Raw genomic sequence first — 12,799 nt, forward strand, 5'->3', positions numbered from 1 at the left:
CGCCGGATGCTTGATGAGACGTTAATGTTACCGCTCGAATTGAAGCGGCGTCCCAACGGTATTTTCCAATCTTTGCGCTAAGCATGGCCTCCTGAACGGGGACGACGGGACGTGGTCGATATCGCGCACCAGGCTGCGATCAATCCGGCATCGGCAAAGCATGCCGAGGCTGTGCGCGCGCTCGTCCCGCTCACGGCGATCGAAGCCAGCCAGTGGCGCGCGCTGGCGCAGCGCACGATCGAGCCGAACGGATATTACCTGCCGGGCTGGGAGCTCGCCGTCAGCGCATCCGCGCGCGGCCGCACGGATGCCGAAGCGCTTCCCGCTTTCGACGGATCGCGGCTGATCGGGCTGATGCCCGTGATCTCGCTCTGGCGTGCCTGGAGGATTCCCCTGCCCGCTCTGGTGAGCGCGCATCCCTACGGCACGCTGTGCAGCCCGCTGATCGACCGCGAGGCTCCGATCGAGGCGGCGACACGGCTGCTGCAGCAGGCTCGCGATGCCGGTGCGCATGCGCTGGTGCTGAACGATATTGCGCTCGACGGCGCGGCGATGAATTCGGTCAGGCAAGTTCTCGATCGCGACGGCCTGAAGCCGCGTATCCTCTCTTCCTACATCCGCGCCAGTCTCGACGCGACGCAGGACGGTGAATCACTGCTCCGTGACGCGCTCGGCGCCAGGAAGCTCAAGGAACTGCGCCGCCAGCGTCATCGTCTCGAAGAACACGGCGCCGTCGTGTTCGACGTCGCGCGCAGACCCGACGAGATCGGAGCTGCGCTCGAAACATTCCTGCAGCTCGAAGCCAGTGGCTGGAAAGGCAAGCGCGGCACCGCGCTGGTCCAGCATGCAGGCGATGCCGCCTTCATCCGCCGCGCGGTTCTCGCGCTGGCAGAGACCGCGCAGTGCGAGGTCATCACGCTTCGCGCCGGCGCGATTCCGGTCGCCGCCGGCATCGTGCTGCGGCATCGGGACCGCGCCTTTTTCTTCAAGCTCGGCATCGACGAGCGCTTTGCAAGATATTCGCCGGGGGTGCAGCTCACGCTCGAGCTCACCCGCCACCTCTGTGCCGACCCCGCCATCGCCAGCGCGGATTCCACGGCGAGCGCCGACCACCCCATGATCAACCCGATCTGGCGGGGACGCTTCGCAATCGGGGACGTGCTGATCCCGCTGCGGCGGAACGATCCGGTCGTGGCGCTCATTCACGGGGCGCTCGCGGCGCACGGCATCGCATACGCAGCGGCGCGCCGCGCAGTCCGCCTGGTTCGCAAATAGGATAGCTCCTACTCCGCCGCCTGCGCGTTGATCTCCGCCGAGACCTCGCGGATGGCGCGCGCGAGCATGTTCGGATCCTGCGCGCCGGAGACCGCGTATTTCTGCGCGAACACGAAGGTCGGCACGCCGGAGATGCCCTTCTCGGCGGCCTCCTGTGCGTCGCCCGATACGCGCGCGACGTCCTCGTCGGTCGCAAGGCGCTTGCGCACGTCGCCGGCATCGAGGCCGACATCGGCAGCCGCCTGCACCAGCACGTTCACGTCGGTGAGGTCGCCGCCGTCGCGGAAGTAGAGCTCCATCAGGCGCTGCTTCATCTCGGGCGCCTTGCCGATCGCCTCGGCCCAGAGGATCAGGCGGTGGCAGTCGGTCGTGTTGGGCTGGCGCGCGACGAGCTCGGGCCGGTAGAGGAGGCCCTCTTCGCTTGCGGCTGCAACGACACGCCCCGCAATGCCCTTATAGGCCTCGACCGAGCCGAACTTCTTGGTGAGATAGTCCTCGCGGCTGATGCCCTCGCGCGGCACCCAGGGATTGAGGAAGAAGGGACGGAAATTGAGCTTGACCGGAACGTCCGGAACGAGCGCCAGCGCGCTCTCGATCCGGTGCTTGCCGATGTAGCACCAGGGGCACACCACGTCGGAGACGACGTCGATCTGAAGCGGTTTCAGCGTGCTCATGTCGGGCGCCTCCTTCGGACGGTAAAGGTTCGCCCAAAGATAAGCAGAACCCGTTCCGAGGCAAGGGCGCTAGCTCATGGCTGCTGCCATTTGTCGGAGCCGCTCGGCCGTGCGCTCGTCCGCCGGGAAGAAGGTTTCCAGAGCCAACTCCGACAGCGTGATGTCGACGGGCGTGCCGAATACCATGGTGGTGGAGAAGAAACTTAGTATCTCCCCATCGTGGCGCAGCTTGAAGGGGATCGCGACATTTTCGCTCGACAGCGGTGCCGCGCGCGCCGGGATCGGATAGCTCTTCAGGTCATTGTAGAGCTTGATCAGCTCGGGATCGGCCGTCGCCTCGCATTGCCGGTGCAGCCGCTCCAGAAGATGCCCGCACCATTCCGCAAGATTGACCGTGCGCGGCGCAAGCGCTTCGGGATGAAAGGCGAGCCGCAACACGTTGAAGGGCTGGCCCAGCAGCCGCTGCGGGATGCCGGCGAGCAGCGGCGCCAGCATGCGGTTGGCGGAGACCAGATTCCAGTGCCGGTCATAGGCCAGCGCCGGATTTGGCTCGTGCGCCCTGAGGACGAGGTCGATCGCCTGGCGGGCTGATTTCAAGGCGGGATCCTCCAGCGGGCGCTGCGGAAAGGCCGGGGCATAGCCGGCCGCGACCAGCAGCACGTTGCGTTCGCGCAAGGGCACGTCGAGGCGCTCGGCGAGCCTGAGCACCATGTCGCGCGAGGGCGCGGCACGGCCGGTCTCGACGAAGCTCAAATGCCGCGCCGAGATCTCGGCCTCGCCTGCGAGATCGAGCTGGCTCATGCGGCGGCGCTGCCGCCATTCACGCAAATGGTCGCCGATATGGATGGGCTGGCTGCGCTCGGTGTGTGCCGTCGATGCATGTGCGTTCATGGTCGGAAACCTAGCATGCGAATTTCCGCCCTTCCATTACGTCGGAGGTAATCGAATTGGTCCTCGGACCGGCGCATCTTCGGTCGCAACAGGAGATGACCATGATCGCATTGCTGCTCTACCGGACCGTCGCAGACCACCTCGCCCCCTGGGCCATGGCGTTCGCAACCCGGATGCTGGCACGCAGCCTCAACGTGCCCGAGCCGCTGGTGCATTCGACCGGAGACTATGTCGTCGCGCAGGTCACGGCTTTCGAGCACGGCATCGGCAGGAGCCTCTGCCCGTTCCGCCTGGCCCGCCTGCTACGCGCCTGGTGGCGCGGATTGCGCTGAGTTTTTTCCCGAGCCCAACCCAACCATGGAGACCACGATGATCGACGCATCCACCTTCCTGCGCCGCGCACTGCTCGCCGACGCGATCTTCAGCGGTGTCGCCGCCCTCGGCTTCACCTTCGGCGCCAGCTCGTTCGCGGCGATGTTCAACCTGCCCGAAGCGCTGCTGCGCGAGACCGGCCTGTTCCTGATCGCCTATACCGTACTGGTCGGCTGGCTTGCCTCGCGCACAGTGGTGCCGAAGCCGCTCGTGCTGCTGGTCGTGGTCGGCAATGCGGCCTGGACGGTCGGCAGCATCGCGCTGCTGCTCTCGGGCACGGTGTCGCCGAACCTCGCCGGCGAGCTCATGGTCGTGGCGCAGGCGATCGCGACCGGCGTGTTTGCCGAGCTGCAATATGTGGGTTTGCGCCGGAGCGGGAGTGTGGCGGCGGCGTGAGGCTCGGACTGAGCGGCTCACCACTCGCGATCGTCGCCCGGCTTGACCGGGCGACCAGTATTCCAGAGGCGATCGACAGATGCGCCGGTCAGCCGGGGCATGCCGCAGCGCTACGCCCGCGCACGGCCGTTCGCCCCGACAACGGCATGGCCGTTCAGCTTCTTCTTTTTCGCAGCCTTGTTCTTGAAGCCCTTGCTCTTGGTGTCCTTGTTCGCAAGGTCCTTGGCCCCCGCCTTCTCGGCCTTGCGCTCCGCGCGCGCCTTCACCTTGGCGCGTTCGGCCCGTGCCTCGGCGCGCAGCTTCTTGCGCTTCTTCTCGCACGACTCGCACTTGCAGCCGATCGGCTTCAGATAGGCTTTGAAATAGTCGGTGCCGTAATCGTAGTTGATCTCGTCGCCCGGCTCGATGTTCTTGATGGCGCGGATGAAGACCTTGCGCTCGCGCGGCCGGACGTCGGATTCGGCGTTGGGCCGGCACGAATGGTTGATGTAGCGCGCGAGATTTTTGCGCACCGAGCCGTCGATGGTCCAGCGGCCGTTGAGCTCGAACAGGTACTTGTTCTCGATGTCGTCGTGTTCCGGGATCCGCGAGTCCAGGATCGGTCCGTAATAACGGATGATCCGGGTGCCCTTCTTGATCGGCTTGGTGGCGAAGAGGCCGAGTCCGGTTTTGGAGCGGCCGACGCGATATGGTTTTTGCGAGGAGATGGCTGGCATGATCAAGGGAACGAGGACGCGAACGAGGCCGGATCGGCCCAAGCGAAGCCGCTCTTCTAGAACGATTCCGCGCCGCTGTCAGGTGCCTGTCGGCCTTGTTTGAACCTTGCCCACAATCAAGACGTCTGATGGTACGGAGTTCCCGCTCGATCAAAGGCGTCATCATGATCCGCATCACCACCGCAGGCCTGGCCGTGTTGCTGATGTGCACCGGTCTCGACCGCGCCGACGCCCAATTCGTGGGCAGCACTTATACCTCGACGGCGCCGAAGGATTGCCGCCAGATCGGCAAGCCCAGCGAGCTCGACGGCAGCACCACGCGGGTCTGCAAGGGCAAGGATGGTCTCGTGGTCCTGATTGCCGAGGACGATCTTCGCGAAATCGTCTCCGTCGGCCGCAATCGCAAGGCCGCGGCCGAGGAACCGGCGGCAAAAGTCTGGTTCGCGCCGTTCAATTCGTCGGAGACCACCGTCGAATGGCGCACAGCGGGCACCAAGCCGTTTGCGATGATCCAGCGCTGGCACATCGCCGACGGATCCGATCCCGACAAGCAGGGTCGGCCGAACACCAAGGCCATGCTCGTGGTGACCCGGCTGCCGCCGGGGCCGGTCTGTCACGTCGCCTATGTCGATGCCATCGCCAATCCGAACGGCAACGAGCTCGCACGCAAGGCGGCCGACGATTTCGCCCGCGGCTTCATTTGCGGCAAGGACGAGGTGAAGATCGTCGGCGCAAGCGGCCGCGCCGTCGAGCGGGCAACGATGCGCTGAGCTCTCGGCGCTAAGCCCTCGCCGTGGCCCGCCGATAGCGCGCCAGAAGCCGCTCGCCCTTCGCGGCGATCCGCCGCGCCGCCGCCACCGTCGTCGGAACGGGCTCGCCCCAGGCATGCGCCGACAACGCGTGCCGGGTCGGCCGTCCGCTTGCGTCCACGAGCGGCGGCAATTTCGCGCGGCCATAGAAGCGCACCGCCCAGCTTCCCTTCCGCCGCATCTCCTGCGGTGTCATCTCGGACTGTTTCTTGGTGACGCCCGGTCGCAGGCGGGCACCCTGATTGCGCGCAAAGGCCTTGCGGCCTGCCGCTGTCAGACCTCCGCGCGGATCCTTTTCGCGCGCCGAGGTGCTACGCTTGCGCGCGCTCTTCGCTGTCTTCTTCGCGGTGCGCCTGCGAGCCTTTTTCGCCGATGTCTTCTTGGCTGATGTCTTGGCTGATGTCTTCTTGGCTGACTTCTTCGCCTTCGAGGTCTTCTTCGCTGCCATGCGCATGTTGTCCACGAGGTTGGGATAGCGGCGCCCGGCGCGGCGCACGCCTGCCTTCGCGGCCGATTTCTGCGCGGGGCTGAGATGCCTGGATGCCTTGCCGGCGCGCTTGCGCGGGTTCTGGCGTTTCCAGGGGGCACGGGGTGATCTTGCCATGCAGCCTCAACGCCCGACGATGGCGGGAGTTGCGTTCGGCCGGATGGATCAGGGACCGGGCAGCTTTCCCGTGATCGGCGCCATCAGCATCGCCTCGAGCAGCCGTTCGGGCGTCGTGCCCTCGGGCAGGCGCCCCAGAATATCCTCCAGCCGCCCGTCGAGCAGCAGCATGGTGAAACCGTGCACCATCGACCAGGCGCGCGCGATGGCGGCGCCCTGGTTCAGCGTCAGCGCATCGCCACTGATCTGCTCCTGCCGCATCATGCCGATGGCATTGGCGAGCCCGGCGAAGGAGGCTTCGGCCGCCTCGTGCAGCGACGGCCTGGAATAGTCGAGGCGCTCGGTGCGGAACATGATGCCGTACATGCCGGGGTGGGCTTGCGCATAGGCGACATAGGCTTTCGGCCGCGCCAGCGCGCGCGCGAGCGGCGTGGTGGCAGCATCGCAGGACGACGCCATCGCCGCGTTGAACTGGCGAAACCCGACGGCCGCAAGCTCGCTGAGCAGACCGGTGAGATCACCGAAATGATGGGTCGGCGCTGCATGCGAAACGCCCGCCTCACGCGCCACCGCGCGCAATGTCAGGCCGGAAAGCCCGTCTCGCTCCAGCACCCTTTCGGCGGCCTGGAGCAGCGCCTCGCGCAGGGCGCCGTGATGGTAGGGCGTCTCGGTCTTCGCACTCGTCGCGCGAGGCGCCGGACGCGATGCCGCGGTCGAAGTCGTTTTTCTGGGTGCACGCGAGCTTCGCGCCGTTTCGCCCTTGGTGTCGGTCTTGGCCATTTGCAAGCTATATGACGCAATATTGACAGTGTAAAGATTTCACTTGACGCTCGCAGCGATCGGCCCTAATTCATCTTTACGATGTAAAGATAAGGGAGGGAATGCGCCGTGCACCAGGACGCCGTCACTGAGCGCCGCAACAACATCGCGCCGATTCCCTTCGAGGCCGACGCGCCCTTCCTGAAGATCGTCGGCGAATTGCCGCGCGACCTGAACGGCACGCTCTACCGCAACGGCCCCAATCCGCAGTTCGAGGCGCCGGGCGCGCACTGGTTCGTCGGCGACGGCATGCTGCACGCCTTCCAGCTCGAGAACGGCCGCGCCAGCTATCGCAACCGCTGGGTCCGCACGCCGAAATGGCTGGCCGAGCACGATGCCGGCCGCGCCCTGTTCGGCGGCTTCGGCCGCAAGCTGCCGGATGCGCCCGCAAACCTCACCGACGGCGGCGTCGCCAACACCAACATCATCTTCCACGCCGGCAAGCTGCTGGCACTCGAAGAAGCGCATCTGCCGACCGAGATCGAGCCGAGCACGCTGGCAACGCGCGGCTATCACAATTACCAGGGCCGCGTCGCCGGCAGTTTCACCGCGCATCCGAAGCTCGATCCCGTCAGCGGCGAGCTGGTGTTCTTCGGCTACAACGCCGCAGGTCCGCTGACCTCCGCCCTCTCCTACGGGTCGATCGATGCCTCCGGCAAGGCGACGCGCTTCGAACGCTTCGAGGCACCCTATGCCAGCATGGTGCACGACTTCATCGTCACCAAGAACCATGTGCTGTTTCCGATCCTGCCCATCACGGGCAGCATGGAGCGCGCGATGAACGGACGGCCGCCCTATGCCTGGGAGCCGGACAAGGGCGCGTATGTCGGCGTGATGAAGCGCAACGGCACTGCAAAGGACATGGTCTGGTTTCGATCTGATGCCTGCTACGTCTTCCACGTCATGAACGCGTGGGAGGACGGCAACCGCATCATCGCCGATGTCATGCAGTTCGAGGAAGCGCCGCTGTTTCCGCATCCCGACGGACGACCGACGGATCCGGAGAAGTCGCGCGCCCGCCACTGCCGCTGGACGTTCGATCTCTCAGGCAATTCCGACCGCTTCCAGCAGACTTATCTGGACGATCTCACCGGCGAATTCCCACGCATCGACGATCGCCGCGCCGGGCTGAAAAACCGACACGGCTGGTACGCCTGTGCCAATCCGCGGCTGCCGATGTTCGATGCGCTCTCAGGCATCGTCCATGTCGACGGCACGGGAAAGCGGCTCGGCCATTATCTGCTGCCGGCCGGCGACACCATTTCCGAGCCGGTGTTCGTCGAGCGATCGAGCGATGCAGCCGAAGGCGATGGCTGGCTGCTCGCGGTGGTCTGGCGTGCGCGGGAGAACCGCAGCGATCTCGCCGTGTTCAACGCCACCGACATCGAGGCCGGTCCCGTCGCGCTGGTGCAGCTCGGCCACCGTGTGCCGGACGGCTTTCACGGCAATTGGGTCGGGGCACAGTAGTTCTCGTCATTCCGGGCCGCAACGAAGTCGCGTCGCTCCGGAATGACCTCTTGGACACAGGGAGGTCTCGCATGCACATGCCCTCGATCATCACCGGCTGCCTCGCCGTCCTCGCCTGCGCCGTGCTCGCCGCCCAGATGACCCGGCTGCGGCGGAACAGCCATGCCATCTTCAACGGCGGCATCTTGCTCTTCATCGGCCTCCTGATCGCTTCCGCGATGCCGATCCTGTCGCGCCTGCCCTGGGCCGAATTCGCCGACGAGACAGCCGATCAAGCCATTGCGGCACTTCATCTTTTGGAGATCACTTACGTCATTTTGACACTGTAAAGATTTTGCTTGACCCGAGATCGTCGCTGCACTACTTATCTTTACATCGTAAAGATCGGCCTGACCGAGGCGCCCATGACGATTTTCCTGATCCTTGCGCCCTACGGCGCTTACACGCTCCTGATGCTGGTGACATCGGCCACGATGAGCGTGTTCGTGGCCTCGGCGATCTGTCTCGCCACCGTCGCGCTCGACGTCGTGCGCGGCCGCTCGGTGAAGACCCTGGCCGCGGGCTCGGCGATCGTGTTCGCCGCAATCGGCCTCTACCTCGCGCTGCGCGATCCGGCGCTCGGCCCGCTCGGCGTCAAGCTGTCGGTCGACATCGGCATCTTCGTCATCTCGCTCGGCTCGATGCTGGTCCGCCGTCCTTTCACGCTGCAATATGCGGTTGAATCGGTGCCGCCCGAGACCGCGGCGATGCCCGGCTTTCTCCATGCCAATTACGTCATCACTGGCGCATGGACCGCGGCCGCGCTGTTGATGGCGGCCGCCAATCTCGTGCTGCTCTATGTTCCCGGCCTGCCGCTCTGGTCGAGCCTTGCGGTCGCCTTCGCCGTCCGCAACAGCGCCATCTACTTCACAAAATGGTATCCCGAGTATCGGCAGATCAAGTACGGTGCGCCGGCCAGCGCAATGCCCAACGCCCGCTGAACAGGATCGACGATGAAAGACGTGTTCGCCCGCCTCGCCTCCGACTTCCTCTCCGCCATCGTCTTCCTGGTCGTCTACCTCATTACCGACAGCGTCGTCCTGGCAACGTCGGTCGCGATTGCCGGCGCGATCGCGCAGGTGATCTACGCGCAGGTCAAGGGGCAGCAGCTCAATTACATGACCTATGCGAGCCTCGCGCTCGTCGTCGTACTGGGCACGGTCACGCTGCTGACCAATGATCCTCGCTTCATGCTGGCAAAGCCCTCGATCGCGCATTTCGCGATCGGCGCCATCATGCTCAAGCGCGGCTGGATGCTGCGCTACATGCCGCCGATCGTCGTCGAGACCGTTCCGGAATATGTGACGGCTGCGGGCTATGCCTGGGCTGCGCTGATGTTCGTGATCGGCGCCGGCATGATCGCCGTCGCCTCCACGGGCGATCTGAAACTGTGGGCATTCTATATTACGGTGGTCGCGGGCGGCGCCAAGATCATCGCCTTTGCCGTGCAGTACGTCGTGCTTCGCCTCATCGTCACCAGCCGCCGGCGCGCCGCCGCCCGCGCCTAAATGCCTCCAAGGCAGCGTTAGGCAGGCGCGCCGAGTTGCGCTATAGGCTCGGCCCGGGACTGGCCGCGGATTGTCGCGGTCCGCCGGCATTTTTGGGAGACGCGAATGGCCGTCGACGGCAACTGGACTCTGACCCTGACGACGCCCATGGGCGAACGCAAGGCCACGCTGAGCCTGACCGCCGCAGGCGGCACGCTCACGGGCACGCAGGGTGCGGAAGGCGATACTGCCGAGATCTTCGACGGCGCCATCAGCGGTGACGCCGTCAACTGGAAAGTCTCGATCGACAAGCCAATGCCGTTGACGCTCGAGTTCATCGGAAAGGTCTCCGGCGACAGCATGAGCGGCGAAATGGGCATCGGCCCGATGGGCAGCTTCCCGTTCACGGGCACGCGAGCGTAAGGCCGCGCTGCACCCATGCGCGCGCTCCGTCTCATCGCGGCAACGATCCTGTGTGTCGCGACACAAGCGGCGCGCGCCGACGACACCGAACCGGCGTGGCGCGCAAGCGCGCTTGCCATGGTGCCGGCGGGCTATGTCGCCGGCACAGCCTACCGCACCGAAGCCGTGAGGGGATATCTCGCCGTCTATCCGGCGGCCTCGAACGATCCGAAGACACCGGCAAGCGTGTTCGCTGCGCGTCAGGTCCTCGTCGTCGCACTGACGGCGGATGCAGCGCGCGCGGTCTCAGCCGAATTGAAGCCGCGCACCGGACCGGATCCCGACAACGACGACACCGACTTCGCAAAGCTGCACGCCGATCTGGCCGCCAGGCGCGCGGCGCTCCCTGCGGGCACCGAGCCCTGCGATCTCGGTGCGTGGTCGATCGACAAGGACCCTGAGGGCCTCAACGTGCGCGCCGAGCCATCGGTGAAGGCGCGCGTGCTCGGCACATTGCCACCACCCTACCGACTGAAGCTCGGCGGCGCCCAGAACACACCGGACGGCGGCTGGCTCACCGAATTCCGCATCATCGGCTTCAAGGACGGCTGGTTTCTGATCGAGGGCGCCAAGCCGCCGGGCAAGGATTACGAGGACGAGAAACGATATCCGCGCAGCGCGCCAAAACCCTATGCGGGGCGCGGCTGGGTCGCGTCCAACAAGATCGGCGCGGCCTATGCCAATGGCGGCACGCGCATGGGCGGACTGTTCCAGGCCCCCTTCGTCGATGCCAAATGGATGCCGGCCCAGCGCGAGCTAGGCGGCGCGATCGACACCGACGGCGGCCCCAAGCGCCTGCTCGCTTGCAGCGGTCTCTGGGGCCTCGTCGAGAGCCATGACGGCGTTCGCGGCTGGTGGCGCGGACTGTGTTCCAACCAAATCACGAATTGTAGTTAGCCTGCGGCCCATCATTCGAGACGCCCGCCTTTGGCGGGCCCTCAGGATGAGGTCGTGTTTCGCGGCGAGATATCAGACCCTCATGGTGAGGAGCCCGCCAAAGCGGGCGTCTCGAACCATGCAGGCCAGTTTTTCGGAACTCCAGGCGAGGTGAAGAGCTAGCCCAGATTCAACTCCTTGAAGAAGTCATTGCCCTTGTCGTCGATGATGATGAAGGCCGGGAAGTCGACGACTTCGATGCGCCAGATCGCTTCCATCCCGAGCTCGGGATATTCGAGCACCTCGACCTTCTTGATGCAGTGCTCGGCGAGGTTCGCCGCAGCACCGCCGATCGAGCCGAGATAGAAACCGCCGTACTTCTTGCAGGCCTCGCGCACCGCAGGCGCGCGGTTGCCCTTGGCGACCATCACCATCGAGCCGCCGGCGGCCTGGAACTGGTCGACGAAGGAATCCATGCGGCCCGCCGTGGTCGGGCCGAACGCGCCGGAGGCATAGCCTTCGGGGGTCTTGGCCGGGCCGGCATAATAGACCGGGTGGTTCTTGAAATAGTCCGGCAGCGGCTCGCCCTTCTCCAGCCGCTCGCGCAGCTTGGCATGCGCGGAGTCCCGCGCCACGATCATGGTGCCGGTCATCGAAACCCGCGTCTTGGTCGGGTATTTCGAGAACGTCGCCAGAATGTCCTTCATCGGCTGGTTGAGGTCGATCTTGACGACCTCGCCGCCGAGCGACTGCTCGACCTGCGGCAGGTACTGCGCCGGATTGTGCTCGAGCTCCTCGAGATAGACGCCGTCCTTGGTGATCTTGCCGAGCACCTGGCGGTCGGCCGAGCACGACACGCCGAGCCCGATCGGCAGCGAAGCGCCGTGACGCGGCATGCGGATCACGCGCACGTCGTGGCAGAAATATTTGCCGCCGAACTGCGCGCCCACTCCCAAGCTTTGCGTCATCTTGTGGATTTCCTGCTCCATCTCGATGTCGCGGAAGGCGTTGCCGTCTGGCGAACCGTGGGTCGGGAGCGCATCGAGATAACGCGCGGAGGCGAGCTTCACTGTCTTCATGCAGAGCTCGGCCGAGGTGCCGCCGATCACGATGGCGAGGTGATAGGGCGGGCACGCCGCGGTGCCGAGCGTGAGGATTTTTTCCTTGAGGAAAGCGAGCAGCCGGTCCTTGGTCAGCACCGAGGGCGTGGCCTGGAACAGAAAGCTCTTGTTGGCGGAACCGCCACCCTTCGCCATGAACATGAACTTGTAGGCGTCATCACCCTCGGCGTAGATCTCGCACTGCGCCGGCATGTTGTTGGCGGTGTTCTTCTCCTCGTACATCGAGAGCGGGGCGACCTGCGAGTAGCGCAGATTGCGGCGCAGGTAAGCATCGCGCGCGCCTTCCGACAACGCAGCCTCGTCGTCACCGTCGGTGATGACGTTGCAGCCCTTCTTGCCCATGATGATCGCGGTGCCGGTGTCCTGGCACATCGGCAGCACGCCGCCGGCCGCGATGTTGGCGTTCTTCAAAAAGTCGAGCGCGACGAACTTGTCGTTGGGGCTCGCCTCGCCGTCCTCCAGGATCGCGCGGAGCTGCTTCAGATGGCCGGGCCGCAGATAGTGGTTGATGTCGCCGAAAGCCGCCTCCGACAGCGCCCGAAGCGCCGCACGCGACACCACCAGCATGTCCTTGCCCAAAACCTTCTCGACCCGGACGCCCTCCGACGAAATCTTCTTGTAGGGCGTCTCGTCCTTGCCCAGCGGGAACAGCGGGGTGTGCTTGTACGGCGGAACGGGTTTTGCGGGGTCGGGGAAGGCGGTGGGAGCGTTCATGGGCGGATCTCGGGGTTTTGCAGCCCTGCCGGGCCTCTCAGCATGGAAGCGTTCTAAGCTTTTTTGCCACAAAGGGA

Annotated in this window: 16 protein-coding genes; 10 read left to right on the forward strand and 6 right to left on the reverse strand. The window is 65.3% G+C overall.

Going from position 1 to position 12,799, the window contains the following annotated elements:
• Positions 1-111 precede the first annotated feature (111 nt).
• On the forward strand, positions 112-1,275 hold the full coding sequence (locus OC450_RS25625) for a GNAT family N-acetyltransferase (protein ID WP_256808180.1): 1,164 nt from the start codon (positions 112-114) through the stop codon (positions 1,273-1,275).
• 8 nt (positions 1,276-1,283) lie between these two features.
• On the opposite strand, the gene OC450_RS25630 is transcribed toward OC450_RS25625, so the two are convergent.
• Both OC450_RS25630 and OC450_RS25635 read right to left on the reverse strand, forming a co-directional pair.
• Positions 1,284-1,949, reverse strand: a complete 666-nt coding sequence (locus OC450_RS25630) for a DsbA family oxidoreductase (protein ID WP_211385300.1) — start codon at positions 1,947-1,949, stop codon at positions 1,284-1,286.
• 69 nt (positions 1,950-2,018) lie between these two features.
• On the reverse strand, positions 2,019-2,840 hold the full coding sequence (locus tag OC450_RS25635; protein ID WP_211385301.1) for a helix-turn-helix domain-containing protein: 822 nt from the start codon (positions 2,838-2,840) through the stop codon (positions 2,019-2,021).
• A 101-nt stretch (positions 2,841-2,941) separates the two neighbouring features.
• Here OC450_RS25635 and OC450_RS25640 point away from each other — a divergent pair, with 101 nt between their 5' ends.
• Both OC450_RS25640 and OC450_RS25645 read left to right on the forward strand, forming a co-directional pair.
• Positions 2,942-3,172 (forward strand): hypothetical protein, encoded by a 231-nt coding sequence (locus OC450_RS25640; RefSeq protein ID WP_262048887.1) that lies wholly within the window; start codon positions 2,942-2,944, stop codon positions 3,170-3,172.
• A 37-nt stretch (positions 3,173-3,209) separates the two neighbouring features.
• Positions 3,210-3,608, forward strand: a complete 399-nt coding sequence (locus OC450_RS25645; protein ID WP_262048888.1) for a hypothetical protein — start codon at positions 3,210-3,212, stop codon at positions 3,606-3,608.
• Between the two features lie 110 nt (positions 3,609-3,718).
• On the opposite strand, the gene OC450_RS25650 is transcribed toward OC450_RS25645, so the two are convergent.
• Positions 3,719-4,324: an SET domain-containing protein gene (locus tag OC450_RS25650; protein ID WP_262048889.1), complete on the reverse strand. Its 606-nt coding sequence runs from the start codon at positions 4,322-4,324 to the stop codon at positions 3,719-3,721.
• A 164-nt stretch (positions 4,325-4,488) separates the two neighbouring features.
• Between OC450_RS25650 and OC450_RS25655 the strand changes: the two genes are divergently transcribed.
• Positions 4,489-5,094 (forward strand): hypothetical protein, encoded by a 606-nt coding sequence (locus OC450_RS25655; protein WP_262048908.1) that lies wholly within the window; start codon positions 4,489-4,491, stop codon positions 5,092-5,094.
• A gap of 10 nt (positions 5,095-5,104) precedes the next feature.
• Here OC450_RS25655 and OC450_RS25660 read toward each other — a convergent pair whose 3' ends face one another.
• Together OC450_RS25660 and OC450_RS25665 are read right to left on the reverse strand one after the other, a co-directional pair.
• Positions 5,105-5,737: a DUF6321 domain-containing protein gene (locus OC450_RS25660; RefSeq protein WP_262048890.1), complete on the reverse strand. Its 633-nt coding sequence runs from the start codon at positions 5,735-5,737 to the stop codon at positions 5,105-5,107.
• 48 nt (positions 5,738-5,785) lie between these two features.
• The gene (locus OC450_RS25665; RefSeq protein WP_256808174.1) at positions 5,786-6,517 is read right to left on the reverse strand and encodes a TetR/AcrR family transcriptional regulator; all 732 of its coding nucleotides are present in this window, start codon (positions 6,515-6,517) and stop codon (positions 5,786-5,788) included.
• A 108-nt stretch (positions 6,518-6,625) separates the two neighbouring features.
• Between OC450_RS25665 and OC450_RS25670 the strand changes: the two genes are divergently transcribed.
• The 6 genes from OC450_RS25670 (at position 6,626) to OC450_RS25695 (ending at position 10,908) form a co-directional block, all read left to right on the forward strand.
• A complete protein-coding gene (locus OC450_RS25670; protein WP_262048891.1) occupies positions 6,626-8,023 on the forward strand; it encodes a carotenoid oxygenase family protein in 1,398 nt (465 codons plus the stop codon).
• A gap of 71 nt (positions 8,024-8,094) precedes the next feature.
• Positions 8,095-8,352, forward strand: a complete 258-nt coding sequence (locus tag OC450_RS25675; RefSeq protein ID WP_256808172.1) for a hypothetical protein — start codon at positions 8,095-8,097, stop codon at positions 8,350-8,352.
• Positions 8,353-8,427: 75 nt separating this feature from the next.
• Positions 8,428-9,003 carry a hypothetical protein gene (locus tag OC450_RS25680; RefSeq protein WP_262048892.1) on the forward strand — a complete coding sequence of 192 codons (576 nt, stop codon included), beginning with the start codon at positions 8,428-8,430 and terminating at the stop codon, positions 9,001-9,003.
• A gap of 12 nt (positions 9,004-9,015) precedes the next feature.
• Positions 9,016-9,570 carry an inner membrane-spanning protein YciB gene (locus tag OC450_RS25685; RefSeq protein ID WP_256808171.1) on the forward strand — a complete coding sequence of 185 codons (555 nt, stop codon included), beginning with the start codon at positions 9,016-9,018 and terminating at the stop codon, positions 9,568-9,570.
• 105 nt (positions 9,571-9,675) lie between these two features.
• The gene (locus OC450_RS25690) at positions 9,676-9,972 is read left to right on the forward strand and encodes a hypothetical protein (RefSeq protein WP_211385311.1); all 297 of its coding nucleotides are present in this window, start codon (positions 9,676-9,678) and stop codon (positions 9,970-9,972) included.
• A 15-nt stretch (positions 9,973-9,987) separates the two neighbouring features.
• A complete protein-coding gene (locus tag OC450_RS25695; RefSeq protein ID WP_262048893.1) occupies positions 9,988-10,908 on the forward strand; it encodes an SH3 domain-containing protein in 921 nt (306 codons plus the stop codon).
• 158 nt (positions 10,909-11,066) lie between these two features.
• Here the strand turns inward: OC450_RS25695 and OC450_RS25700 are convergent, their stop codons facing one another.
• Positions 11,067-12,722, reverse strand: a complete 1,656-nt coding sequence (locus OC450_RS25700) for a fumarate hydratase (RefSeq protein WP_211385313.1) — start codon at positions 12,720-12,722, stop codon at positions 11,067-11,069.
• Positions 12,723-12,799 lie beyond the last annotated feature (77 nt).

This window comes from Bradyrhizobium sp. Bra78, assembly GCF_024519855.1.
In the GTDB taxonomy this organism is placed as follows: Bacteria; Pseudomonadota; Alphaproteobacteria; order Rhizobiales; family Xanthobacteraceae; genus Bradyrhizobium; species Bradyrhizobium japonicum_G.